Origin of the sequence: Cognatitamlana onchidii (assembly GCF_004804355.1) — a bacterium.
GTDB classification, from domain to species: domain Bacteria; phylum Bacteroidota; class Bacteroidia; order Flavobacteriales; family Flavobacteriaceae; genus Cognatitamlana; species Cognatitamlana onchidii.
In genome coordinates, this window is record NZ_SRWZ01000004.1 from 128,994 (window position 1) to 154,842 (window position 25,849).

At 33.9% G+C, this 25,849-nt stretch carries 22 protein-coding genes; 10 read left to right on the top strand and 12 right to left on the bottom strand.

Annotated features, from left to right (window positions below):
- Positions 1-81: 81 nt before the first annotated feature.
- From E5D58_RS09195 to E5D58_RS09215, 5 genes are all read right to left on the bottom strand, one after another.
- A complete protein-coding gene (locus tag E5D58_RS09195; RefSeq protein ID WP_394345708.1) occupies positions 82-2,682 on the bottom strand; it encodes a BamA/OMP85 family outer membrane protein in 2,601 nt (866 codons plus the stop codon).
- Positions 2,654-3,394 carry an isoprenyl transferase gene (locus E5D58_RS09200; RefSeq protein WP_136481569.1) on the bottom strand — a complete coding sequence of 247 codons (741 nt, stop codon included), beginning with the start codon at positions 3,392-3,394 and terminating at the stop codon, positions 2,654-2,656. The genes E5D58_RS09195 and E5D58_RS09200 overlap by 29 nt, the downstream gene beginning before the upstream one ends.
- Position 3,395: 1 nt before the next feature.
- The gene (gene porG / locus E5D58_RS09205) at positions 3,396-4,082 is read right to left on the bottom strand and encodes a type IX secretion system protein PorG (protein WP_136481570.1); all 687 of its coding nucleotides are present in this window, start codon (positions 4,080-4,082) and stop codon (positions 3,396-3,398) included.
- 122 nt (positions 4,083-4,204) lie between these two features.
- Positions 4,205-5,086: an NAD kinase gene (locus E5D58_RS09210; protein ID WP_136481571.1), complete on the bottom strand. Its 882-nt coding sequence runs from the start codon at positions 5,084-5,086 to the stop codon at positions 4,205-4,207.
- Positions 5,087-5,089: 3 nt separating this feature from the next.
- The gene (locus tag E5D58_RS09215; RefSeq protein WP_136481572.1) at positions 5,090-5,749 is read right to left on the bottom strand and encodes a CBS domain-containing protein; all 660 of its coding nucleotides are present in this window, start codon (positions 5,747-5,749) and stop codon (positions 5,090-5,092) included.
- A 162-nt stretch (positions 5,750-5,911) separates the two neighbouring features.
- On the opposite strand from E5D58_RS09215, the gene E5D58_RS09220 reads away from it, so the two are divergent.
- The 7 genes from E5D58_RS09220 (at position 5,912) to clpX (ending at position 12,302) form a co-directional block, all read left to right on the top strand.
- Positions 5,912-6,625 carry a pyridoxine 5'-phosphate synthase gene (locus E5D58_RS09220; RefSeq protein ID WP_136481573.1) on the top strand — a complete coding sequence of 238 codons (714 nt, stop codon included), beginning with the start codon at positions 5,912-5,914 and terminating at the stop codon, positions 6,623-6,625.
- The gene (locus E5D58_RS09225; protein WP_136481574.1) at positions 6,625-7,389 is read left to right on the top strand and encodes an alpha/beta fold hydrolase; all 765 of its coding nucleotides are present in this window, start codon (positions 6,625-6,627) and stop codon (positions 7,387-7,389) included. The genes E5D58_RS09220 and E5D58_RS09225 overlap by 1 nt, the downstream gene beginning before the upstream one ends.
- Positions 7,390-7,438: 49 nt before the next feature.
- The gene (locus E5D58_RS09230) at positions 7,439-8,299 is read left to right on the top strand and encodes a class I SAM-dependent methyltransferase (protein WP_235835884.1); all 861 of its coding nucleotides are present in this window, start codon (positions 7,439-7,441) and stop codon (positions 8,297-8,299) included.
- A gap of 72 nt (positions 8,300-8,371) precedes the next feature.
- Complete coding sequence (locus tag E5D58_RS09235) at positions 8,372-8,719, top strand: phage holin family protein (protein ID WP_136481575.1); 348 nt, start codon at positions 8,372-8,374, stop codon at positions 8,717-8,719.
- 135 nt (positions 8,720-8,854) lie between these two features.
- Positions 8,855-10,183: a trigger factor gene (gene tig, locus E5D58_RS09240; protein ID WP_136481576.1), complete on the top strand. Its 1,329-nt coding sequence runs from the start codon at positions 8,855-8,857 to the stop codon at positions 10,181-10,183.
- A 139-nt stretch (positions 10,184-10,322) separates the two neighbouring features.
- The gene (gene clpP, locus E5D58_RS09245) at positions 10,323-10,997 is read left to right on the top strand and encodes an ATP-dependent Clp endopeptidase proteolytic subunit ClpP (RefSeq protein WP_136481577.1); all 675 of its coding nucleotides are present in this window, start codon (positions 10,323-10,325) and stop codon (positions 10,995-10,997) included.
- A 72-nt stretch (positions 10,998-11,069) separates the two neighbouring features.
- Complete coding sequence (gene clpX / locus E5D58_RS09250; RefSeq protein WP_136481578.1) at positions 11,070-12,302, top strand: ATP-dependent Clp protease ATP-binding subunit ClpX; 1,233 nt, start codon at positions 11,070-11,072, stop codon at positions 12,300-12,302.
- Positions 12,303-12,656: 354 nt separating this feature from the next.
- On the opposite strand, the gene E5D58_RS09255 is transcribed toward clpX, so the two are convergent.
- Positions 12,657-14,264 (bottom strand): OmpA family protein, encoded by a 1,608-nt coding sequence (locus E5D58_RS09255; protein ID WP_136481579.1) that lies wholly within the window; start codon positions 14,262-14,264, stop codon positions 12,657-12,659.
- A 97-nt stretch (positions 14,265-14,361) separates the two neighbouring features.
- Positions 14,362-15,906, bottom strand: coding sequence for a GH3 auxin-responsive promoter family protein (locus E5D58_RS09260; protein ID WP_136481580.1), 1,545 nt, complete (start codon positions 15,904-15,906; stop codon positions 14,362-14,364).
- A 42-nt stretch (positions 15,907-15,948) separates the two neighbouring features.
- On the opposite strand from E5D58_RS09260, the gene E5D58_RS09265 reads away from it, so the two are divergent.
- The gene (locus E5D58_RS09265) at positions 15,949-16,743 is read left to right on the top strand and encodes a DUF2797 domain-containing protein (RefSeq protein WP_136481581.1); all 795 of its coding nucleotides are present in this window, start codon (positions 15,949-15,951) and stop codon (positions 16,741-16,743) included.
- An 83-nt stretch (positions 16,744-16,826) separates the two neighbouring features.
- Here the strand turns inward: E5D58_RS09265 and rpsU are convergent, their stop codons facing one another.
- The 3 genes from rpsU to E5D58_RS09280 form a co-directional block, all read right to left on the bottom strand.
- Positions 16,827-17,021, bottom strand: a complete 195-nt coding sequence (gene rpsU / locus E5D58_RS09270) for a 30S ribosomal protein S21 (RefSeq protein ID WP_136481582.1) — start codon at positions 17,019-17,021, stop codon at positions 16,827-16,829.
- A gap of 125 nt (positions 17,022-17,146) precedes the next feature.
- Positions 17,147-19,816 carry an AsmA-like C-terminal region-containing protein gene (locus E5D58_RS09275; RefSeq protein ID WP_136481583.1) on the bottom strand — a complete coding sequence of 890 codons (2,670 nt, stop codon included), beginning with the start codon at positions 19,814-19,816 and terminating at the stop codon, positions 17,147-17,149.
- 158 nt (positions 19,817-19,974) lie between these two features.
- Positions 19,975-20,679, bottom strand: coding sequence for a queuosine precursor transporter (locus E5D58_RS09280; RefSeq protein ID WP_136481584.1), 705 nt, complete (start codon positions 20,677-20,679; stop codon positions 19,975-19,977).
- 70 nt (positions 20,680-20,749) lie between these two features.
- On the opposite strand from E5D58_RS09280, the gene folK reads away from it, so the two are divergent.
- Both folK and E5D58_RS09295 read left to right on the top strand, forming a co-directional pair.
- A complete protein-coding gene (gene folK, locus E5D58_RS09285) occupies positions 20,750-21,874 on the top strand; it encodes a 2-amino-4-hydroxy-6-hydroxymethyldihydropteridine diphosphokinase (protein WP_136481585.1) in 1,125 nt (374 codons plus the stop codon).
- Positions 21,875-22,291: 417 nt separating this feature from the next.
- Positions 22,292-23,218 carry a hypothetical protein gene (locus E5D58_RS09295; protein WP_168796668.1) on the top strand — a complete coding sequence of 309 codons (927 nt, stop codon included), beginning with the start codon at positions 22,292-22,294 and terminating at the stop codon, positions 23,216-23,218.
- 98 nt (positions 23,219-23,316) lie between these two features.
- Here the strand turns inward: E5D58_RS09295 and E5D58_RS09300 are convergent, their stop codons facing one another.
- Together E5D58_RS09300 and E5D58_RS09305 are read right to left on the bottom strand one after the other, a co-directional pair.
- Positions 23,317-24,414 (bottom strand): coiled-coil domain-containing 22 family protein, encoded by a 1,098-nt coding sequence (locus E5D58_RS09300; protein WP_136481587.1) that lies wholly within the window; start codon positions 24,412-24,414, stop codon positions 23,317-23,319.
- Between the two features lie 307 nt (positions 24,415-24,721).
- On the bottom strand, positions 24,722-25,786 hold the full coding sequence (locus E5D58_RS09305) for a DUF481 domain-containing protein (RefSeq protein WP_136481588.1): 1,065 nt from the start codon (positions 25,784-25,786) through the stop codon (positions 24,722-24,724).
- Positions 25,787-25,849 lie beyond the last annotated feature (63 nt).

Consider the following 25,849-nt stretch of genomic DNA (forward strand, 5'->3'; position numbering starts at 1 on the left):
CGAAATATAATCTTAAAAATTTTAATTCTCATGCAAATCATTAGGTTAATAGAAAATATCGTGCCAAAACTAAATTATAAATTAAAACTGTTGTCCAATAATAAAATGTGTTTCCCATCCATTTGGCGTTACTAAACCTGGTAGCGGGTCAAACCCATAACCAAAATCAATACCTAATAAGCCAAATGCAGGCATAAATATGCGTAGGCCTACTCCTGCAGATCTGTTCAAATCAAAAGGATTATAGTCTCTGAAATTATCAAAAGAGGCTCCTGCTTCCAAAAACCCTAAGCCATAAATTTTGGCTGAAGATTTTAAGGTAATAGGGTAACGCAATTCTAGTGAAAACTTATTGTAAATGGTTCCTCCATCAACGCTTGAAAGCGATTGGTTTGGGTATCCACGAAGCTGAATGGCTTCTCTACCATCTAGAGCAAAATTACCCAAACCGTCACCTCCAAGAAAGAAACGGTCAAAAGGAATAACACCTCTATCATTGTTATAAGCTCCCAAGAATCCAAATTCTGCCAAAGGCCTTAAAACTAAATTCTTTGTTATTTGGGTATACCATTCTCCCTTAAATTTAATTTTATAGAATTCTAACCATCTATAACGTTCTTGGTCAATTTCGGAGATACGAGCCGTAGCATCTGCTCGTTCTTTAGGTGTACTATTTACATCATCCTGAATAGCCTCATTTTCTTCGCGTTCTGCTTTTAATGCTGCATAATCTACGCCGTCCAGCAAAGACCAAGGAGGTGAAAATTTAATACTTGCCGAAAAACTTGACCCTGCAGTAGGATAAATAGGGTCTACACTCGTGTTATTCCTACTTAGTCCAACTGTGTACGACAGGTTATTCGAGTACCCATCTCCAAAAGTAAATAAACCAGTGTTATAATTATTTAAATCGTAGCGCTGGTAACTAATGGCTTGAGATAAGGTAAAGAAATCGTCGGGGACAGATAATCGTTTTGCTAGACCAAATGTAATTCCAGTTATATTAAAACTTCTGCTTTTATCTGCATCTCTTGTAACCGGGTTAAATAAGAATTGTTTTGTGTGCGATAATGAGGCTGAAAACTGTACGGGTCGTTTACCTCCTAACCATGGCTCGGAGAATGAAAAACTATAAGTTTGATAGAATCTACTTGCCTGTAATCGCAATGCGAGTTTTTGTCCATCTCCCATAGGAATGGGTTTGTAGGCATCTTTTTTAAAGATATCTTTTATTGAAAAATTATTGAACGAGAGTCCTAATGTTCCAATAAAACCACCGCCACCGTAGCCACCTTGCAGCTCAATTTGACTAGATCCTGTTTCTTTTACAGCGAATTCCATGTCAATAGTACCTTCATTTGGGTTTGGATTGATAAAATTTGGGGAAATTTCTTGGGCTTCAAAAAAGCCTAATTGGCCTAGTTCTCTAACTGTTCTTACAACATTTGCTTTACTGTAAAGCTGCCCTGGACGTGTTCTAAGTTCTCGGTAAATAACATGGTCATTGGTTTTGTCGTTTCCAATAACCGTTACATTATTAAAATAGGCTGGTTTTCCTTCAGAAATTCTAATCTCTAAGTCAATAATGTTGTTGTCGGCACTAACTTCTACAGAGTTAATAGTTGAGAATAAATAGCCATTATTTTGATATTGATTTGTAATGTCAAATCCATCTGGCTTTGATTCGTCTGCAATACGTTTTTGAAGTAATACACCATTATAGGTGTCTCCTTTATTAATTCTTAAAATCCGGCTCAAGTATTCGTTGCTATAAACAGTATTGCCAATAAACGTAATATTACCAAATTTATATTGCTCACCCTCATTAACATTAATCTGAAGAGAAATGGTTTTATCGTTGTTAATAATAATGCTATCAGATAAAATTCTTGCATCTCGATAGCCATTTTCTTTATAAGTATCTATAACATGACCAAGGTCGGCCTGGTAAGCAGAGTCAATAAATTTAGATCGTTTCCAAAGTCTTAATCGGCTAATCTTTTTAGTGCTTTTCATGCTCTGCCTTAGCTTTTTATCACTTAGCACATCATTACCATTAAAGGTAATATCTTTGATTTTAACTTTATTTCCTTTATCAATATTTACAAGAAGATTGACTCTTGCACTCTCAAGGGAATCCTTAACTTCAATGGCATTAATGTATACTTTGGTGTTAACAAATCCGTTTTTTTTGTATTTCTTTTCAAGAAAATTTTTGGTGTTTGTAATGAGGTTTTCTGTAACCTTAACGCCTTTATTTAGGGTGTTCTCTTTAATAACTTTTTCTTGCTCACTTTTCTTAACTCCATTAATCTTAACCTCGTTTATTTGAGGTAAATCAACTAATCTTATCTCTAAATAGGCAACGTTGTCTTCTATTTTTGTTACATAAACTTCAATATCATTGAATAGTTTGGAATTCCAAAGCTTTTTTATGGCGTTACTTATTTCTTCTCCTGGGATAGATATTTCTTTTCCTTTACTCAAACCAGAATAAGTTATAATAGTTTGCTCACTAAAGGATGTGTTTCCAGCTACAGATATGTCACCTAAGGTATACTTACCTTTTAGGTCTTGTGCTGGAGCACTTAAACAGCTAATAAGAAAAATTATAGCTATGTAAAATTTTATATATGTGGTATTGCGTAGAATATTAACTAAGCTGTTCACTTGTTTTCCCAAATCGTCGTTCTCTTTTTTGATATTCAATAATAGCTTCGTACAAGTGTTCCTTTGTAAAATCAGGCCACAAAACATCCGTAAAAAATAATTCAGCATAAGCAATTTGCCATAACAAAAAGTTACTAATGCGTTGTTCTCCACTTGTCCTGATTAGCAAATCTACGTCTGGTAAATTTTGCGTGTAAAGATGCTCATTTATAATTGATTCATCAATATTTTCGGGCGAAATTATATTATTTTTAACTTTCTTGCTAATTTCTTTTACGGCGCAAATAAGTTCTTCTCTTGAACCATAACTTAGAGCAAGCGTTAAAGTCATTCTAGCATTATCTTTCGTTTTTTCAATGACCTCAAAGAGTTCTTTGTGTACTTTCTTTGGCAAGGTGTGTAACGAGCCAATCGCTGATAGTTTAATGTTGTTGTCTTGAAGTGTTTTAATTTCTTTTTTTAATGACGAAACCAGTAGTTTCATTAAAGTTTGTACTTCCAACTTTGGTCTTTTCCAATTTTCAGTAGAAAATGCATAGAGAGTTAGGTTTTTAACCCCAAGTTCTGCGCAAGCTTCAACGGTTTGTCTTACAGCTTTGGTTCCGTTTTCATGTCCAATAGCACGAATCATACCTTTTTGTTTGGCCCATCTGCCGTTGCCGTCCATGATAACCCCTATGTGGTATGGTAATCGTTCTTCAAGTATGCTTTCTTTTAAACTCATTTTATTCAACACAGTAACAAGGGTTTTCGCCAAACGTATACGTTAAGGTTAACCCAGAAAACACGTACCAATCCGTATTGTTTATATTGCCAAATCTAAATTCTTGATTTTCCGGTTTTGATGGAAGACTTCCATCAATTTCATCAGAAAATGTATAGCGGGCTCCTACTTCAAGGCCTAGCACAAAACCTTCAATAAAACTACCTTTTATGCCAAGTGTTAATGGAATTCCAAAAGCCCAAGTAGTATTATTTTCTGCTACTTGGCGCCCATTAGGAAAATAGAAGTTATCGAATTTTGTTGTTACTAAACCAGAATGTAAATAAGGTGTAAAAACCTTTTCGCCTGTATGAAGGTCAAAATCCATAAAAGTAAATTCCATGCCTGCAGACAGTTCTAATAAATTAGAATCAAAATCATAATCTCTTTGCTGGCGTCTCGGGTCGTTAGATTTTGAATCGTATGCTTTTAAGTCTGAATAAATAACTGAAGCTCTCCACGAATGCCTTTTGCTCGCATTCCATTTATATAAAACACCTAAAGCAGGTGCGTTTGGTGAAATATAATTGGTTGCGCCAAGGTCTCCAATTAAGTTGCTTCCCCCAACATAAATACCCAGTTCGTTGATTTGGGAATGGCTTAAGGTAATGCTTAATGCGCTAAATATCAATATGATTAAATGCCTCATAAATATTCAAAAGTTTGCAAATATAATAAATAAGATGTGCCTGTAATAATTTGAGCAAAATAGTATGAGTTTTAAACTAAAAAACTTTTGAATTATTGCTTTCAACTGGAGACTTAAAAAGGTTAATTCCTTTTGTCCTCTCCCCACAGGAGCTTTTTTCTAAGAGTGGTTAAGAAACTTTCATCAAGCAAATCAATCATTTTTATTTTAAAATCTGCCTTTTTTATTTTAATAAGTGTTTCATTTTCAAGGGTGGCAATTCTGGAATCTAAAGAGACTAAATGGCTTTCCTCTCGCCCATTTACTTTTAAGTGTATTTCCGTAGAATCAGGAATTATAAGAGGTCGTGCACTTAAATTGTGTGGAGCGATAGGCGTTAGCACAAAACTATTTGTGCCTGGTGTTATTACAGGGCCTCCACAACTTAAGGAATAACCAGTAGATCCAGTAGGTGTTGATACAATTAAGCCATCACTCCAATACGACGTAAGGTACTCGCCATCTAAATGGGTATCCACAGTAATCATAGAAGTGGTGTTTTTTCTACTTACGGCCACTTCGTTAAGGGCAAAGCTAAGTGCTTTAATATCCTTGTTTTCTGGAGTTGTCTCGACTGTCAACAAACTACGCTCTGATATTTTATACTTACCATCAATAATGTTTTGAAGGGCGTGTTCAATAACATCTACTTGAATGGTAGCTAAAAATCCAAGCCGCCCAGTATTAATTCCAATTATCGGTATGTCAATATCCTTAACAAATGTAATGGCTCTTAAGATTGTTCCATCTCCACCAATGCTAACTAGGAAGTTGAATGAGGTGTCTAGGGTTTCAAACGTCTTAAACCCTTCGAAGTTATTATTTGAAGACTCAGAGCTTAATAAATCGAAAAACTGTTTTTCAAAATAGACCTTAATATTTTTTTTTGACAAAAACTCAGAAAGCCTTTCTACCGATGTTGTTGTTCTTTCATTATAGAACCTCCCAAAAACTGCAACTTTCATTTATTATATGTTTAGGTATTTCTTTAAATACTCAGAACGTTCTTTTAGGTTTTCAAGGTAACTATCTTCCTCATGTCCAGAGACTATATTGTAACTGTATCTTCTAAATGTTTGAATAACATCGTTCAGAGCTGTATTTCCTATTTTAAGTGTAATTTGAACTAAATCGGTATTCATTTTGGAAATAAAAGCCCCTAAAAGTCTACCGCCGTTCGATTCTACAATTTGACTTAATTCACTAAAGGAATAGTCGTTAATCCCTTTTTCTATGACCAGAACCCCACCTGTTTCACTAAAGAATGGTGATTCTCCAAGCAGATGAATAATATCATTCAATTCGTAATAACCAAGATATTCATTTCTTGAATTTAAAACTGGCATAATGTTGGTTGAATTCACAGCAAAGGCCTCGATAATATCAAGTAAAATAGTCGTGTCTCTAACATAAAAATCTTCAAACGAGTAGCTGTAGTCAAGTAAAGTCTTATGGCTTTCACAACAATGTGCATCTGTTTCAGAAAAACTCCCTATATAATTTTTGTTGTCGTCTTCAACAGGAACATGCGAAAGCGTTAACTGGTTGAAGAGTGTTTGTAGGTCACCTACTTTGCTTTTACTATTTAAAGGTTTAATATCGTTAAGAATAAAATCTGATAGTTTCATGAGACTTTGTTGTTCTAAATTAAAGATGAACTATAAACGTGTAAAGATGTTTTAAAAGCTTAATGCTGTTTTTAGTTAGCTCCTTTTTCTAATTGCAAATTAATCAAAAAAAAAGTATGTATGCCTGCTGTACTTTGTATTTTTGCGATTTAAAATGGATTTATGACCAAGCTAAGTGTTAATATTAATAAGATTGCTACTTTAAGAAATTCTAGGGGAGGAGATGTGCCCAACGTTGTTCAATTTGCTAAGGATGTGCAGCGGTTTGGTGCTGAAGGTGTGACCATACACCCAAGACCAGATGAAAGACATATTAGGTATCAAGATGCAAGAGATTTAAAACAAGAGGTATATACCGAGTATAATATTGAAGGAAATCCCATCAAGTCTTTTGTAGATTTAGTTTTAGAAGTGAAGCCCACTCAGGTTACCTTAGTTCCAGATGCTGTTGATGCTATTACGAGTAATGCAGGTTGGGACACCATAATTCACAAAGATTTTTTGGTTGATGTCATAAAAGAATTTAAAAATAACAATATAAGAACATCTATTTTTGTTGATCCTATTCTAGAACATATAGAAGGGGCTAAGGAAACGGGAACAGATAGAATTGAGTTATATACAGAGAGTTATGCGCATCAATACGGTTTAGGAAACAAAAAAGGCATTTTACCTTATGTAGAAAGTGCAAAATTAGCTACAAGTTTAGGTTTAGGGATTAATGCAGGCCATGATTTATCGCTTGATAATATCAAGTTTTTTAAAAATGAAATATCTGAGTTGTTAGAGGTGTCTATTGGTCATGCGCTTATAGCAGAAAGTCTTTATCTAGGTGTGGAGAATGTTATTCAAATGTATTTACAAAAATTAAAGTAATGCTGGTATATTCAAGTGTTATAGGAGAAGGAAAACCATTTGTTATTTTGCATGGTTTTTTGGGAATGAGCGATAACTGGAAAACATTAGGGAGTCAATTTGCAGAGATAGGTTTCCAAGTTCACTTGATAGATCAAAGGAATCATGGAAGAAGTTTTCATTCCAATATATTCAATTATGAGGTGCTTGCAGAAGATTTAAAGTTGTATTGTGATAAAAACAATTTATCAGAGATCGTTCTTCTAGGACATTCAATGGGAGGTAAAACGGCTATGATGTTTGCTGCTCAATATCCCGAATTAGTTTCAAAATTAATCGTTGCAGATATTTCTCCAAGATTTTACCCCGTTCATCACGATGCAATTCTAGAGGGTTTAACGGCACTTGATTTTGAAACTATTAAGAGTAGAGGAGAAGCAGATAAAGTGCTTAGCCAGTATGTTTCTGATTTTGGAACGCGTCAATTCTTATTAAAAAATTTATATTGGGTAGAAAAGGGACAATTAGGCTTAAGGATTAATTTGAAAGTTTTAGAGGCCGAAGTAGCAGAAGTTGGTGAGTCTTTGCCTAGTTATCTTACATTTAAAAAAGACACCTTATTTTTAAGAGGTGACCGTTCAGAATATATTGGAGTTGAAGACGAGGCTATTATTGCTAGCCAATTTCCATATGCTGAAATAAAAACTATAGCAAATGCGGGGCACTGGTTGCATGCAGAAAATCCTAAAGATTTTTATAAGGCTGTTTTGGAATATGTAGGTTAGTAGTTTTTCGATAAAAGTACCAAACGAAATTAAAGAATAGATATTGATAATGATTAAGACAAGAAAACTAAGGGATTTGTGGTATGGATTAAGTTCAAAACAAAGGTTTTTTGTTAGAAGACTTTATTATTGGCCAGTTGATATGTTGGATAAAGTAATGGGAAGAACCAATAAATATGTGCCTCCTAGGGGATCCATATATACAGGATCTCCTTCTGGGGCAAAAAAGTATTTGCAGCAAGGTCAAAACCAGTTACAGTTGCTTAAGGACTGTATCACTTTATCTCCTTCAGATAAGGTTTTAGATATTGGTAGTGGTGTTGGTAGAACGGCAATTGCCTTAAGTACATACATAAATAAGGAAGGCTCATATGATGGGTTTGATGTTGTTAAACAAGGAGTTGATTGGTGTAATAATGGACTAGGTATGGATTTTCCTAATTTTAAATTTAAATACGTTCCAATTTTTAATGACCTGTATAACGAGTCAAAACTCAAAGCTACAGAGTTTAATTTTCCTTACGAAGATGATCGTTTTAACAAAATTTTTTCTTTTTCTTTATTTACTCATATGCAAAAAGAGGAAATCCAGAATTATTTTTTTGAAATAGCCCGTGTTTTGAAAAAAGAAGGACTTTGCTTTTCTACATTCTTCTTATATAATTCAGAGAATGAAGAATACATTGGAGAAAAGCCTAATTTTAATTTCCCCCATAAAGAAGATGACTTTAGACTGATGCATAAAGATGTAAAATCTGGGAACATTGCTTTTCATGAAGATGGTTTAAAGACTATGTTGAGTAAGGCTAATTTAGAGTGCGTTAAAATAATTGATGGTTTTTGGAAAGATAAAATTAGAGACACAAGCAAAAAGGAATATCAGGACATTGTTGTATTTAGATTGAAGTAGCAGAATCTATATTTTTAATAACAAAGTTTACGCCTAGAAGTAATATTTTGTACATTAGGTAAAAATTTTAAAATGAACCTTATTCTTAAATTATTGTTGACTGCTTTAGCTGTATTTGTTTTGGCAAATGTGCTACCCGGAGTAACAGTTACCAGCTACGTTACAGCTATTATTGTATCGATTGTTTTAGGATTACTAAACTTATTTGTTAAACCTATTTTGGTGATTTTTACCTTGCCCATTACTATTTTAACGTTGGGACTCTTTTTGTTAATCATCAATGCGTTAATCATTATGTTAGCTGGAAACCTAATTGAAGGGTTTGCTGTAAGTAGCATTTGGACAGCTGTACTCTTTAGTATTCTCTTATCGGTCCTACAATCAATACTTTATTCGCTTTTAAAAGAAGACAAAAGGTAGCTTAAAATCAAGCAATTAAAAACTTTGTTGGGATGTAAAAATATACTATTTTTGCATCCCAATTTTGGTTAGGAGAATGTTTCATTCAAATGGCCTATTGTTAAATGCCCTAGTAAGGGTTAGATATAGTTTAAAATGAATATTACAAGAGAAAACGTTGACGCATTAAATGCTGTAGTAAAAGTAGATATCGCTAAAGAAGATTACAGTGATAAAGTTGATAAAATCTTATCGGATTACAGAAAGACGGCGAATATCCCTGGTTTTAGAAAAGGGCACGTACCAATGGGTATGGTAAAGAAGCAATATGGGAAGGCTGTTTTAGTAGATGAGGTAAATAAATTGCTTCAAGATGCATTAAATAAATATCTAGCCGAAGAAAAGTTAGATGTTCTGGGGCAGCCATTACCAAAGGCGCAGGATGATATTAATTGGGATGCCGATGGGTTTTCATTTGAATTTGAATTAGGTTTAGCTCCAGAGTTTGAAGTTAATTTAAAAGGAAAAAAAGCTATAACCCAATACAGTATCATTGCTGATGATAAGATGATTGATGAGCAGATTGAACGTATTCAAAAGCAATATGGAAAATTAGTGTCCCAAGAGGTTGTTGAAAAAGACAGCGAAATTACGGGAGTGTATGCTAATGAGGAAAAAGATATTGATAACACGGTTACCCTTACCTTAGATAAATTTAAAGGAAAAGCGACAGCTAAACAATTTATTGGTGCTAAGGTAGGAGATGTGATTACGCTTAAAACAAAAGGTCTTTTTGATGATGAGCATGATCTTATGCATGCGTTAAAACTTGGTCATGACGAAGTACACGGTCTTGATATTGAAGTTAACTTTACAATTTCCGAGATTAATGAACGTCAATTGGCTGATCTGGATCAAGAATTGTTTGATAAACTTTTTGGAAACGGGGAAGTAACTTCTGTTACCGAACTTAGAGCTAAAATTAAAGAAGATGCTGAAAAACAGTTTGTTCAACAAGCAGATCAAAAGTTATTAAACGATGTGACCGAATACCTGGTTGAAAGCACCAAATTTGATTTACCAGCAGAGTTTCTAACTAAGTGGATGCAAACAGCTGGTGAAAAAGAAATGGATGCAGATCAGGCCAAAGAGGAGTACGAAAAATCAGAAAAAAGCTTGCGTTATCAATTGATAGAAGGGAAGTTAATTGCAGATAATAATGTGCAAGTAACGATGGATGATATTAAGAACCATGCTAGAGAAATGATTAAAGGTCAAATGGCGCAGTTTGGACAAATGAATCCTTCTGATAAAGAATTAGATGATATAGCGGCGAGGGTGTTGTCAAACCAAGATGAGGCACGCAGAATTTCTGAGCAATTAATTAGCCAAAAACTTTTAGAGGTATATAAAGAAAAGGCAAATTTGAAAGTTAAAGAATTAAGCTACGAAAACTTTGTTAAAGAAGTTTACGGCGATAAATAGGTAAATAATAAATGCTTATATTTAAGCGCTTAAACGTTCTCGTTTAGGCGCTTTTTTATTCATTAATAATTAATTAATCTTGACTTGGAGCTCATTTTGCTGTGGGTCAATGAATTAAAAAATAATTTCAAATAAAATTATGGATTACGCAAAAGAATTTGAAAAATTCGCGATAAAAGATCAAGGTATTAGTAGTACGTATTATAATAAGATTATAAGTAGTATGTATCCTACTAATCTAACACCTAATATTATAGAGGAACGTCAAATGAATATTGCCGTTTTTGATGTGTTTTCAAGATTAATGATGGACAGGATTATTTTTCTAGGAACAGGAATAAACGACCAAGTGGCTAATATTGTTCAAGCTCAGTTGTTATTTTTAGAGAGTACTGATGCTAGTAAAGATATTCAAATTTATATCAATTCGCCAGGTGGTAGTGTATATGCAGGTCTTGGGATTTATGATACGATGCAATTTATTAAACCAGATGTTGCAACAATCTGTACGGGTATGGCTGCTTCTATGGGAGCTGTTTTATTATGTGCCGGAGAGAAAGGAAAGCGCAGTGGTTTAACCCATTCGCGGGTTATGATTCATCAACCATTAGGAGGTGCACAAGGCCAAGCGAGTGATATAGAGATCACAGCTAGAGAGATTTTAATTTTAAAGGAAGAACTTTATAAGATTATTAGTAAGCACTCAGGTCAGGATTACGACAAAGTATATGCAGATAGTGACCGTGATTATTGGATGAAAGCCGATAAGGCCAAGGAATACGGTATGATTGATGAAATATTAGCTCGTAATTAAATAAAAAATTGTAATTTTATACGTCTGTTATTGAGTGATTTATAACAGTCATCTTAAAATAGGATTAGATTAATGGCAAAGGAAGAATTAGAATGTTCATTTTGTGGTAGAAAAAAGCCTGAAACAAACTTGTTAATAGCAGGTCTTGATGCGCATATTTGTGATAGATGTATTGAGCAAGCGCACGGTATTGTTTTAGAAGAATCTAAGCAAAATGAGAGTAACGACTTATCTACAGAATTAAAGCTTCGCAAACCTCAGCAGATTAAGGCATTTCTTGATGAGTATATAATTGGACAGAACGTAACAAAAAAAGTTATGTCTGTTGCAGTTTATAATCATTATAAGAGATTGTTGCAAGCCCCCACTAACGATGAAATTGATATTCAAAAAAGTAATATCATGATGGTTGGGCAAACTGGGACTGGCAAAACATTAATGGCAAAAACCATTGCTAAGATGTTAAACGTACCTCTAGCTATTGTAGATGCAACTGTGTTAACAGAAGCTGGTTATGTGGGTGAGGACGTAGAAAGTATTTTAACAAGATTGTTACAGGCAGCTGATTATAACTTAGAGAAAGCAGAAAAAGGTATTGTTTTTATTGATGAAATCGATAAAATTGCCAGAAAGAGTGACAACCCATCAATTACTAGAGATGTTTCTGGGGAAGGAGTTCAACAGGCTTTATTAAAACTTTTAGAAGGAACTGTTGTTAATGTGCCACCAAAAGGAGGCAGAAAGCATCCAGATCAAAAATTTATAGAAGTTAATACTGAAAACATTTTATTTATTGCAGGAGGTGCTTTCGATGGTATTGAACGTGTAATTTCAAAGCGTTTAAATATGCAGGCTGTTGGTTATAGTGCTTCAATGTCCGACGATGTTTTGGATCAAGATCACTTGTTACAGTATATAATACCGAAAGATTTAAAAGACTTCGGTTTAATTCCTGAGATTATTGGACGTTTACCTGTATTAACTTATATGGATCCTTTAGATGCTGCCACGCTTAGGGCGATATTAACCGAGCCTAAAAACGCTATTATAAAACAGTACAAAAAACTGTTCTCTATGGATAAAATAGAGTTTAAAATTACTGATGGTGCTTTAGATTTCATAGTTCATAAGGCTATAGAATACAAGCTAGGGGCCAGGGGTTTAAGGTCGTTATGCGAGGAAATTCTAACAGATGCCATGTTTGAGTTGCCAAGCAGTGATGAAAAGGAATTGAATGTTACTAAAGTTTACGCTGAACAAAAGCTTACTAAGTCAACAATAAAGAAACTCAAAGCAGTTTCGTAAGACACCTTGAAAAAATTTATTTTAGTCAAACCATGTTAATTATTTAACATGGTTTTTTTCTTTAAAGGTGTAATGATAGATGCTTTTAGCTTTTGAATAATCTCGACTGGATACAAACAAAGCCATACAATAATGTATGGCTTTGTTTTTATGGAAATTAATTAATAATGAATATTTTTTGTAAATATTTCCTGAGGGAATTATCAGAAACATTTAGACGATTTTTTTCTTAACTACGATAAAAGTATGATTATAAAATGTTCAGACAAACTACTTTCGTCGCGTTTTAGATGATAAGATGAAATACTCGTTAAAAGACTTTTTTAGGGTGTATTTAAACGATTCCTCTTTTTTTTAGTCCAAAATAACGAATTCTACCCGTCTGTTAGCTTGCAGGTCTTCTTCAGAACAATTGTTTTTACAATCTACTAAAGGTTTAGACTCGCCAAACCCTTTTGGTTGCAATCTGTCTTTAGAGATGCCCTGGTTAATAATATATTGCACTGCTGAAGCAGCACGTTTATCAGATAAGCCTAGGTTGTAAGGAGCACGACCTTTATTGTCTGTATGCGCATTTATAGCTAAAACCATATTTGGGTTTTCCTTTAGTACCTTTACAATTTTATTAAGGGATATGGTAGATTCCTCTTTAACATTCCATTTATTAAAGTCGAAATAAATATTTTCTAAAACAATTTGAAGCTCATTATTTACTTCTGCAATAACAGGTTCTGTAATAACTAGTTCAAGGTCTTTTTCGTATGTAATGTCTTTTCCTAAGTTTGAATAAAAATCAAAAGAAGCATCTTTAAATCCGTCTTTTTGAGTCTTTAAAGTGTAGTTCTCGTAAGGGGCCACATCAAAACGATAACTCCCATTTTCGTTGCTCATGGTTCTGGCAATTTCTTCGCCATCAATATCTTGTAAAATAACGAGGGTATTTGGGAGCTTTATCTTGGTTTCGGTATCAATAATATTTCCAACAAGTTCTTGCGCGATATCTTCATTAACAGCTGTATAAATATCGTAACTTCCTTTTCCCTCTGGTCTGTCAGAACTTACATAGCCTTTATTTCTACCTGCTAAAAAATAACCTATCTCATTATTGGTAGAGTTTATGGTATTTCCAAGATTGATGGCTTCTGAAAAGCCTAAGTGCGAAACTCGGCTTCTAAATACGTCATAACCTCCCATGTTGTTATGACCTTTAGAAGAGAAAAAGAAATGCTTTCCATCAATAGAAAAGGCAGGGTACTTTTCGTCCTGAGCAGTGTTTATTTTATTTCCAAGATTCTTTGGTTCCCCTAAAGAACCATCAGAATTAATCGTAGAAACGTATATATCAAAACCACCAATAGCATCTGGGAAGTTAGCTGCGAAGTATAGTTTATCTCCTGTTTTATTAACAAAAGGTGTTTCAATCGAAACATTCGGTTTGTTAATGTTTTCCAAAACATGATTAATCCAAACAGCACTCGTATTTTCCTGCAGAGAAGCTCTATAAAGTTTATATTCTAATGAGGAATTAGTTTTATCGCTTCTTGTATAGTATACCATCTGTTGATCTGGAGAGAATGCTAAACTGCCTTCACTGTCATTGGTGTTCAATATTCTTGAGAACAAAAGAGATCGAGATAGCAAACCATTAGCACTAATATCGGCTATAAATAATTCTTGATAGCCTTCTCCAGTATTAGGATCAATTTTTCCAATACCACCTACTTTTTTAGAGGAAACAATAATAAGTTTATTTTTTCTAAAAATGTCTGTGCCTACTTCTGAATATTTTGTGTTTACCCCAGCGTCTAATAACTCAAAGCTAAAGCCGTTCGCTCCTATATTCGAAATGGTTTGCTCATGATAGTTTAAGGGGGTGTTTATATTAGTATGAATGCTTGAAGTTCCTTGACTAAATCCACAGACAAAAACAAGGCAAGTAAAAAATGCTATTAAAGGTTTCATTTAATTGAGGGGTTAAAAATGAATTAATAAATAAAGATAAAAACGGCTAAAAGCTTTAAGAGAATTTCTCGGACTAATCGCAGTTTAATTCGATAAGCTATTGTTTTATTATGTTTCGTGTTATATTTTTTGAGTTAATCTGTAAAAGTTGGTCCATATATTCCCGCGTATTTGAAAGTCTGGGTATTTTATGTTGTCCACCCAACTTGTCATTTTGTTTCAACCAATCATAAAAGAGCTGATGGCGAGCAATATTAATTTTGGGTCTGTTTAATGTTATATTGTTATAGCGCTTAGCTTCATAGTCAGAGTTTAAAGATTTTAATGCATTATCAAATAATTCGCTAAAATAGTCTAAGTCTTTTGGGGGTGTTTTAAATTCTATTAACCACTCATGAGCGCCTTTTTCTTTTCCTTCCATAAATATTGGAGCAGCTGTAAAATCTACAATTTCAGCTTTAGTGCGTTTACAAACGCGTTTTAAAGCTTCTTCTGCATTTTCAATGATAAGTTCTTCACCAAAAACATTAATATGGTGCTTCGTTCTCCCCGATATTTTAATCCGATAAGGTTTCAAAGAAGTGAATCGTATCGTATCGCCAATTTTATAACGCCATAAACCGGCATTTGTGGTAATAACCACCGCGTAGTTTTGGTTTAGTTTAACGGCATTTAAAGGAATGGCTTTTTCTTGGGAAGTCGCATATATATCCATTGGGATAAACTCATAAAAAATACCATAGTCCAGCATTAGCAGCAATTCATTGGAATCATTTCTGTCTTGAATGGCAAAAAAACCTTCAGAGGCATTATAGATTTCATAATATTTAAAAGAACTTTTAGGCAGAATATTTTTGTACTGGTCTTTATATGGTGTGAAGCTAACCCCGCCATGAAAATATACTTCAAGGTTAGGCCAAACTTCGTGTAAATTTCCTTTTTTGGTGGTTTCTAATACGTTATTAAGTAATACCAGCATCCATGAAGGTACGCCTGCAAGACTTGTAACATTTTCATTTATAGTTTCATCTACAATAGCTTGCATTTTATGTTCCCAATCACTCATTAAAGACACTTTATTGCTTGGGGTACTGCTAAACTCTGCCCAAAAAGGCATATTGTCAATAAGAATAGCCGATAAATCACCAAAAACAGTTCCATTTTCCTTGTATAGTTCTTTGCTGCCTCCTAATCGTAAACTTTTGCCTGTAAATAGCTGAGAGTCTTCGTTATTGTTTAAATACATGCAAAGTAAATCTTTGCTAGCCGCATAATGGCAATCCTCTAACGATTCTGGGCTAACGGGGATAAATTTACTTTTGGCTCTTGTGGTGCCGCTAGATTTTGCAAACCACTTTATAGGGCTTGGCCAAAAAAGATTAGGTTCTCCACGTCTTGAACGTTCAATGATATCTTGCCAACCATCATAGTTTTTTATAGGAACACGCTCGGCGAATGTTTCATAATTTTTAATGGAAGCAAAATCATAGGCTTTGCCAAGCTCTGTGTCTTTGGCAATATTAATAAGGTCTAATAGCAATTCATTCTGTACTTCATTTGGGTATTTTAAAAATAATTCAATCTGGTGAAACCGTTTTTTTAAAAACCAAGAAGCAATGGAATTAACTATAGGTATTGGCATTTTTTAGTTTATCTTTAGATTTTAAAAATAATACTTTTTTTCATGACCTACCAAGGCGTTTTAACAAAAATGGAAACGGAATTTTTAAGTCCAATTCAATACTTTTTAGTGTTTGAAAATGACTTTATAAATCTAAACCAGTTGCTTGGTAAGGGCATAAGTATTCAGTTTGTTAAATATCAATGTTTAAACTGTGGTTTGGACAAGCCCATTTATAGACAGGGTTTTGATAAGCAATGTTTTTATGAAACGGCTAGGGCTGGCGATTGGATTATGAGACCAGAATTAAGCACGGCTCATTTAGGAAAAGAGGATCGAGATTTAGAATATGAAAAAAAAGCTCAACTTCAACCACATATAGTTTATCTCGCAAATTCTAGTAACGTTAAAGTTGGTGTAACCAGAAAGAGCCAAGTGCCTACTCGATGGATTGACCAAGGAGCCCATGAGGCTATTGAGATTGTTGAAGTACCAAATAGATATTTAGCGGGGATTACAGAAGTCGCCTTAAAAGATCATGTTGCCGATAAGACTAATTGGCGAACCATGTTAAAAAATGATATTAAAGACGAAAATTTGGTGGAGTGGCGAGAGCGTTTAAGACTTTTTATTCCAGATGAGGTTAAAGACTATTATATCGAGAATAATTCTGAAACGCATTTGGAATTTCCAGTTAATAAACACCCAGTAAAACCTAAAAGTTTAAATATTAAAAAAGAAGTGGTTTATACTGGGAAATTGGTAGGTGTAAAAGGACAATATCTCATTTTTGAAGATGACACTGTGTTTAATGTTCGTGCCAATGAGGGGCTTGTAGTAAATTTTTCTATACACTAATAGTAGTATAAGCTATAAAACAAAAAATCCATTTACAGCAGTAAACGGATTTTTTGTTTTATTTAGAAGCTTTGAGCTTTGTTTTATATATCTTCTTGATCTCTCAAAGTTTGAATATATGCTGCTTTTTGAATTTCACGACGTCTTTTTACAGAAGGTTTAGTGAAAAATTGTCCATCTCTTAGATTTTGCATCACTTTAATGTTTCTGTGTTTTCTTTTGTAACGTTTTAATGCACGTTCTATATTTTCGCCGTCTTTTACAATTATTTTTAACATATATAGTACTTTCTTTAATTTTAAATAATTCGGATTTCCTTAAAAGGAATGCAAAATTCACTCTTTTTATTAAGAAAACCTAATATTTAAATGTTTTTTTTAATCAACTGATTGCCTTTATGTTATTACTTGGCTGTGTCCTTTTTCTTTTTCCCTAAGAAACTGTTCAAAACACCTTTAACAGTTTCTGTTGTTTGATCCGTTTTTGTTGAGTCCGTATCAGTGCTATTTGGTTTTGTAAAACTCTCTAGTACGTCTTTAATAGTGTTGTTTTGTTCTTGTTTTAAGGAGTCGGTCTTAGATTCATTACTTCCTAAAACATCATTAATTAAGTTATCAACTTCTTTTTTACCTTGATGTAATAATTTTTGTTTTTGGATATCAATAAGTTGGTTTGATAACTTTTTTACGCTTTGTTTTAAGTCTGTTTTTATTACTGGGTTAAAATAATTTCCGCCTATGTTAGCTGTTACAGGAATAGCGATATTATTAATATCTTCATCATTTACATTGCTAATTAGTCGATTTATATCGTTTCCTAGATATTTGGCAGGAACATTAAAGACAGCATTATAATTTAATGATTTGTCAAAGCCATGCGTTCCGGAGACTTCAACTTCAATATCTTCGTACTTAAAGTCAAAAGGTTTTACTGCTACTTTACCCTCGTTAAATTCTAACTGAGCTTCTATAGTTTGTAAGTCTAATTTTTCAAAATCTAAAAAACCTAAAGCGTCATCAAGTGCTGATACCAGTTCGTCTTCTTTATTAATATTTGTTACTAATAGTTCTGCTAAGGCATTACCAGATAACGAAGTTAGGTCTGGTAGAAAGTCTTTATTTAAGTTCCCAGAAAGTTTTAAATCGGTATTAAACTTACCATCAAGAATTTTTGCAACGGGTGCTATATTTTTAAATAATTCTAACGTTTTAAACGATTGAGCGATATCAAAATTTTGAACCCCTAAGTTTAGGTTAAATGAAGGGGTGTCTTGTTTGGTGGAAACATCACCAGAAATAGATAAGTCGCCATCAAAAATATGGGAGCTCATATTTTGTAGTAAGGCGGTTTGGTCTTTTATGGTTAATGTTCCTTTCAGGTCTTTTAGGTTTATGTTGTCATAAATTACAGTTTTGGCTTTGGCGTTAATCGTACAATCTAAAAAGTCTGGAATTTTTAAAGATTGTGTATCGGCTGTTTTTTTATTGTTTTCGGAGACTGTTTTGTCTTCAGTCATAAAATCACTTACCCTAAATAAGTTCGATTCTACATTGAATTCACCTTTTAAAGTGTTGTCGCTCAGTAAAAAACCAAGAAGATTATACATGGTTCCATGAGCATTTAAATCACTTTTTCCAGTTTCGGCCATAAAATTGTCTAGTGTGACTGAGCCTGGTTTAAAAATCATATCTGCTTGAGTAATATGGATCGGATTCACAATATCCTGAGAAGAAAATGTGAAATCTGAAATATTTGCAGAGCCATTAGTTTTAATACGTTCGTAAGCATTGGTTTCAAGAGCATTCATATCAAAACTGGTATTTAGTTTTCCTTTTAAAATACCACTTAGCTCATTTTCAAGTTCAATAGGGTATACTTGAGTGATTTTTCCAAGATTTAATAAACCATCAATGTGGGCATCAACCCATATGTTTTCCGTGATGTTTTTTAAATTTATTGACGATTTAAAAACATCATCGTCAATTTTAAAATCGAGTCTGTTAATATTAATATAGGTGTCTTTGGCAAATCCTGAGGTGTTCTTTACGATAGTATTAATAGTTATATTGTCTACGCGTTTTGGTAAATCTGGGTATTTAAACGATGCATTGTTAGAAGTTATACTTATATCTAGAGTTGGAATTGTAGTATCTGAACTAAGCCCTTTAATTAAGCCTTTAATTTTGAAATCTCCAGATGTTTCTACATGCTCAATATTTTTAGAGTAGATTCTGGGAATTACGGCTAAAAAGTCTTTAAAGCTAGACTCTGGATTTTCAAAAGTGATATCAATGTTCTGGCCATTTTCAACCATTTGAATAAAGCCTTCAAAATGTAGGGGTAAATCATTTACAAATCCTTTATTGTCCTTAAACGAGTATTTGTTATTAACTAAGTCAAGGCCAATTGTGGCATCGAGTTTAATAGGGTTGCTGTTCAGGTAATTGATGCTGTCAAGAGATATACTTATGTTAGCTTTGCTCTGTGTTTTAAGCTCTGAAGTTGTTGCTGAAAATGTTCCATGCCCTTCATGATTTAGTTCTGTAATAAGAGCTAAGATACTTGCGGTTTCATCAATATAGGTTAGTGCGCTGTTTTTTATTTGATAATCTTGAATACTAAGTGCGAAAGTGCTGCTTTCTTGTTTTGTAGACGTTTTAGTTGAGTCTACTTTGGTAATATTATAATTGTTATTACCAAACTTATCTGTTTTTAAAGTAAGTAATGCTTCATTAACATAAATGGTGTTTATGGTAACCGGATCTTCATCCGCTGTTTTGAACAGTTCTTTAAGAGACATTGAAAATGCGATATCTTTTACAGATGCAAAGGTCTCATCTTTAAAGGGTTCAAAATTAATTATTGTCAAATCACTTACGCTTACATGTGCTTGGGGAAAACTTTTTATGAAGCTTAAACTAACATCGCTAAATTCTACTTTGGCGTTAAGGTTTTGATTAACAAATGTTTTAACCATCTCTTTTATTTGATTTTGAAATGCAAAAGGAATGACTAGTATTAGGGTGATGAAAACAAGTATTGTAATACCAGTGATTTTGAAGATTTTTTTCATAGGGTTAATTTTTAACGTGTTTGCTACGTTCTTTATTGGTTCGAACTAACGAGAAAACAATTCAATAAGTATATACGTACAGGAATATATTTTAGTTGAATAAATACAAAGATTTAAAAGAATAAAGGATATAATGTTATGAATTTATTAAATAGCAGCTATAACAGATCAATCTCATCATTAGTTTTTAAGTTAAATCGTTTTTTAAATAAAAAAACACCTAAATACAAAAAAGGAGTGTCTAAAATAGCGACGAATACTTTAAATAAAAATCCGCTTATAAGGAGTCCTTTAAAATTAGCCCAATCAATAATTCCGAAGGAACAAAGTAAGGTTACAATGGTGAGGGTGTCAACAAATTGCGAGAACCAAGTGGAGAAGTTATTTCTTAGCCATAGATGTTTTCCTTTGGTAAGCCGTTTCCAAAAATGATAAATTTGAATGTCGACGAACTGAGCGAACAAGTACGTAAGCATACTTGCAAACACAGCTATGGCCGAGTTTCCAAATACATGCCTAAAGGTTTTATCTGTAACATGCGACCAAGATGTGGCAGGAACAATATTGGCAACATAAATGATTAAAAGTGAAAATAGAGAAGCAAAGATGCCAACTACAACGACGTCGTTTGCTCTTTTCTTACCATAAATTTCACTAATTAAGTCGGTGATTAAAAAAGTAATAGGGTATGGCAAAATACCTACAGAAATTTCAAAAAGCTTACTTCCAAAAATATCGGCATCTACTGGGTGCCAGTAAAAGAATTTTTGAAAAATAAGGTTTGAAACCACCAGCGATGTGATAAATAAACCTCCTAATAGTAAGTAAATGCGTTGGGCTGCTAATTTGTCTTTTAGGGTCATCAGGAATTGTGAATAAATACGGCCTGTAAATATAAAAGATTAATAATTGTTTTAGTTATTTTGCTTTCTCATGTTAAAACCCATTACATATCATATTGCTTTAGGCAGTAACAAAGGTAATAAGCTTAAAAACCTACAAGCCGCTGTGGATGCCATTTACGAGCGTATTGGAAATATTAAGCTAATTTCGAAAGTATACCAATCACCTGCCTTTGGTTTTAAAAGCGATGACTTTTTAAATTGTTGTCTGGTACTGTATAGTTCTTTAGAGCCGCAAACAGTTTTAGAGTCTTTATTGGCAATTGAAGCTGACTTGGGAAGAACTAGAAATGTAAAAACGGGTTATGAGGCTAGAACCATAGATTTAGACATTGTTTTTGCTGGAAATCAAATCATTAATACTGAATCGCTCCAAGTGCCACATCCAGAAATGGCAAAACGTAGGTTTGTTTTGTTGCCTCTTAATAACATTGCCTCAAAAGTGAAACATCCTAAGCTAAACAAGGAAATATGGGAACTTCTCGAAGTTTGCCAAGATAATTCGGTTTTAAAACCAATAAACGTTTGGCTTAAAAACCCGAGCAAACGGTTTGATTTTTCAAAATTCAATTATATCGCCATTGAAGGGAATATTGGTGCAGGGAAAACAAGTCTAGCTACTAAAATGGCGCACGAGTTTAATGCCAAATTAATTTTAGAGCGGTTTGCAGATAATCCGTTTTTACCAAAGTTTTATAAGGATGCCAATCGGTATGCCTTTACTTTAGAGATGTCTTTCTTGGCAGACCGATACCAACAAATTTCTGATGATTTATCACAACTAGATTTATTTAAAGACTTTGTTGTGAGTGATTATGATGTGTTTAAGTCATTAATATTCTCAAAAATAACCCTTAATGAAGATGAATTTAGCTTGTACAGAAAACTCTTTTATTTGATACATAAGGATATTGCAAAACCAGAACTTTACATTTACCTCTACCAAAACACAAAACGTTTACAGGAAAATATTAAAAAACGCGGACGTGACTACGAGCAACATATAGCCGATGACTATTTGGAGAAAATTAATGCAGGGTATTTGGATTTTTTAAAAACCCAAAAAGATTTTAAAGTCAAAATCATCGATGTTTCAGACAGAGATTTTGTTGAAAATCGTGCAGATTATTTATGGGTATTGAACGAGTTAGTTTAGTGTATTTTAAGGGTTTTGTTTTACATGTTGATTTTAGCAAAAAACAAACTAAAAGGTTTTGGATTAAATAATAGTTTGGGTATATAATGTCAGAAGATGATGTCTTATTCGCACATTAAATGTTTTACCTTGTTTAATTGTACCTAAATAAAAAAATGATTTATACTGTGTGTAGGTATCTCTTTTGTGCTAAACCCAATATGGTAATGAGCTTAGCTACTTCTGTTCCTATTCTTTTTAGCTTTTATCGGTTCATCTAGTAATCTTTATAATGGTTAAAAACAGTTAATTTTGTGAGTTTTCTATGTCTTTTTTAGTTAAACAATCTTAAAAGCAAGATGGAGCAGGATAGTATTTCTGTATTAAAAAGTAACTTTGTTGGAAAATATTGTTTTAGTTATGATAAGAATAAATTTAATGAATAAAATAGCTTTAGTAGTCTTGTTTTTGGCTGCTACAGTGGTTTTGTCTTGTACAGCTGATGAAAAGCCTACTTTGTCAGATGATGAATTTGAAATAGTGGATCCAAAGCCGGACCCAGAACCAGAGCCTGAACCAGAGCCTGAAGTTATCCCAGACGAAGATACAGGTGCAGATCTTAGCTGTTCGCCTGAATTCGAAAACAACTCTACCAGAAATGTAGATGTGCCAAACTCTGTTAATGTGGGTGAAGTTGATGATAGAAGTTGCTACTCCGATTACTCAGAAAGCACTATCGATGGTACAACTTGGGGGATATATAATATTACTGATGGGTCTAACCATTGGGATGCACCTGGCACCTTACAACCTAGAATAGAACGCTCTTTACCCATAGCGAACTCTAATGTCGGATCATTTGTAAAATTTACAGGAGACTTTAGAATTCTTGAAGCAGGTTATACTGGTACTTCAAGTCAAGATGGTAGCTATATTGCTCAAGCTAAAGGAAAGCATACAGGTGGTGGTGGATCTCCAGATCCTGCAATTTGTTTGTATTTAGCTAAGCCTGTTTTTGGAGAAGGAGCAGATGCCGAAAAGCAAGTGGCATTCGATATTTATGCTGAGCGTATATTAGAACGTGGCGGGTCAGGAAGTGGCAGAGAAGTAGTTCTGCTTAAAAGAGTTAAGAAAAATGAAGTTACTTCTTTTGTGTTAGAGGTAGGTTTTAGACAGGATCCTAGTGATGCCACAAAAAAAATACATTACTGCGATGCGATAATTGGAGGTACATCTTTTAAATGGAATATTCCTGATCCCGATAGAGGAACGCAGTCAAAAATAAGATATGGTGCATATCGTGTTAAGGGTGGCCGAGCTCAAATTAGATGGGCAAACACCGAGCATGAAAAAGTAGACAAATAATTTCAAAAGGCTAGTCGCCAGAGAAGATTAAAAAAGCAGCACTTTTTAAGTGCCGCTTTTTTTGATGACGTGTTATTTTGTGTAATTCGTACTATAATTTACCAACCATAAACATCTAGTCCGCCTCCACCTTGATCATAATTGTCGAATCCTCCATAGCCGTCGTAACTGTCTAGTTCATAACTACCATGGTCTTGCAAATCATAATGGCCATGATCGTAAGTGTCAGGGGTGTTATAGTCGTCGTAAGTGTCAGGTTGAATGTACTCATAATTGTCAATGTAATCACTATACACATCCATTTCAATGAGGTCTATTTCATAATCTAGAGCGTAGTCCATATCAATGATGGGGTCCATATAACCCCAATCATAGCCATCGTAGAACGCATAATAGTCCCAGTAACTATCAATAATTACTACAGAAAATCCAGGGCACCATCCGCCCCAAGGACCCCAATACCAATGCCAGCCCCACATCCATCCATGCATCATATTAAAAGTGTGCATCGCCCAAAAGTAGTCATTGCGATTGTTTTGTGCGTTTTCAAGCTCTTTTGATTTTTTTCGCAGTTCTTTTACCCCTTTAGCGTTTTTACCCATTTTAGTCTCCATATCATCCAGCTTAGCTTGTAGTTCCTTTTGCTTGGATTTTAACGTTTCTAATTGTTTCCGCTCTTGAGCATTCAATGGCTTGTTGCTATCTTTATCTTGCGCTTCTTTCGAGTAGTTGGTGTATAGTAAATGTATCGCGTCAGTTGTTTTTTCAATACCTTTTTTAATATTGGCATCTGAAACATTAGTCATTTGAAATACAATTTTTAACTCTTCGGAAGTTGATAAAGCGGCTGCCATACCCGTGAAAAATGTTTCATCTTTTAATAAGGCACCACGTTCTGTTTTATTAAGTTCGTTGTTTAATTTTTTTAAGGTTTTCCAATATGGCGCGGCACTCTTATTGTCAATATCAATTCTTTTGTCTTTACTTTCTTTCGATGCCTTAATAGTATATGTTAAGGCTTTACTTGCACTTTCAATTAAACTAATGGCATTTTGCTTTTTGGGATTTGTTTGGTGGGGTTGATTGATAGCACATTCTGGACTTCTCACCAACGAATGCATTGTGTGTAAAGGTGCGATTGCAAGTAGTACTAGTAGAGACAACACTAACAAGCGAAAGGTTTTTTTATTTTTCATTTTATTGTCTTTTTATCGTTTCTATTCTTAATAGGGAAAAAAACCAATTAAAACCCTAAGAATGATATTGATAAAGAGGTTATCAACCAGCGTAAAGAAGTTGTTTTTTAAGGTTATTTTGCAACGCTTAAATTTTCGGCTCAATTCCTTAACCTTTTTTCTAATAATCTACGGAAGCAGAGGTTTTAAACGCTGGGTTTTCAATGATTTCGTAGTGGTTGGGGGCTATTGTTAGGATAAACGGTGCACACAATACCATGTTAATTGGTAGGTTATACTATACAATTAAGGTGTCTCTTTTCAATACTTACCATTCCCAGCCAAAACCAGTTGTAAATATATAATCAATCTCTTTGCCCGATTCAACAGGACGATTATCATAATTCAAAGTGTAGCCTGCTCTAATATAGAAGTCTTTAATAAAAATATCGTCATACTTTGCATCAAATCTAAAATCCGTTCTAAAACGACCAGATTCAACAGAAGGGTCAGAAATAATTGTTGGGTATAGCACAATATTGGTAAAGAGGTTCAGGTCTCCAATGTCGTAAAGGTTTAATTCTGTTCCAAAATACCCTTCCATAGAGTTCCTGCTCGGAGCTGTTGTTGTTGTGCCATCTTCTGGATTAAAAACCGGTGAAAAGGTTTCATTATTGTAAGCAACACCAGCCGCAATATTCCAGTACAGTTCGTTAGTGTGTTTTATATAATTACCAACACCTAATTTTGCTGTTGTACGCAGGTCTAACGACTGTTCTGTATTTGATAAGAAGTCTAAATCTGCAGAAAGATTCCAATCGGCGGGTAAAAAGTAACGAAAACCAAAACCAGCATCATTTCTTTGTATATCCTCTACACCGTCTTGGGTGGTTATTAGGGTGTTGTAGTATAGCTCTGACGACCATCGATCTGCGATGTATCCCATTCTTAGATTTCCATTCAATTGCCGCTGATTATTGGCTTTGGTTAATGAGAAGCCAAAGTCAATATTGGCAGAGAGGCGACTTAAAAAGCTGCTGTCGATACTTTTTATATTAACAATATCATTTTGGTTTACGGTTAGGTCTTCTCCATCCTCATTATCAATAAAAATTTTTCCGTCTCCTACACTATTAAAGGTACCATTAATTCGTTCCCCATCGGAAAGTGTTATTAAATAGCGTTGGGTTGCTTTCATTTCCTTGATATCTTCCCATTTGATTTTAAAATCGGAGTCTGAGTATGGAGGTTCGATGGTTAAAACGCCTTTGTCCATGCTTTTTAAATCTCCTACAATGGTATTGCCGTTATTGAGAACTAACGCGTCTTCTTGGCTAAAACTAACCATAGGCATGGTAAGTAGAAAGAACAATAAGGTGTAAAAATTTTTCATAGGACTAAGGTGTTTAATAACGATAAGCGAAATTAAAACTTATAACTCTTAAAGTCAATTGTT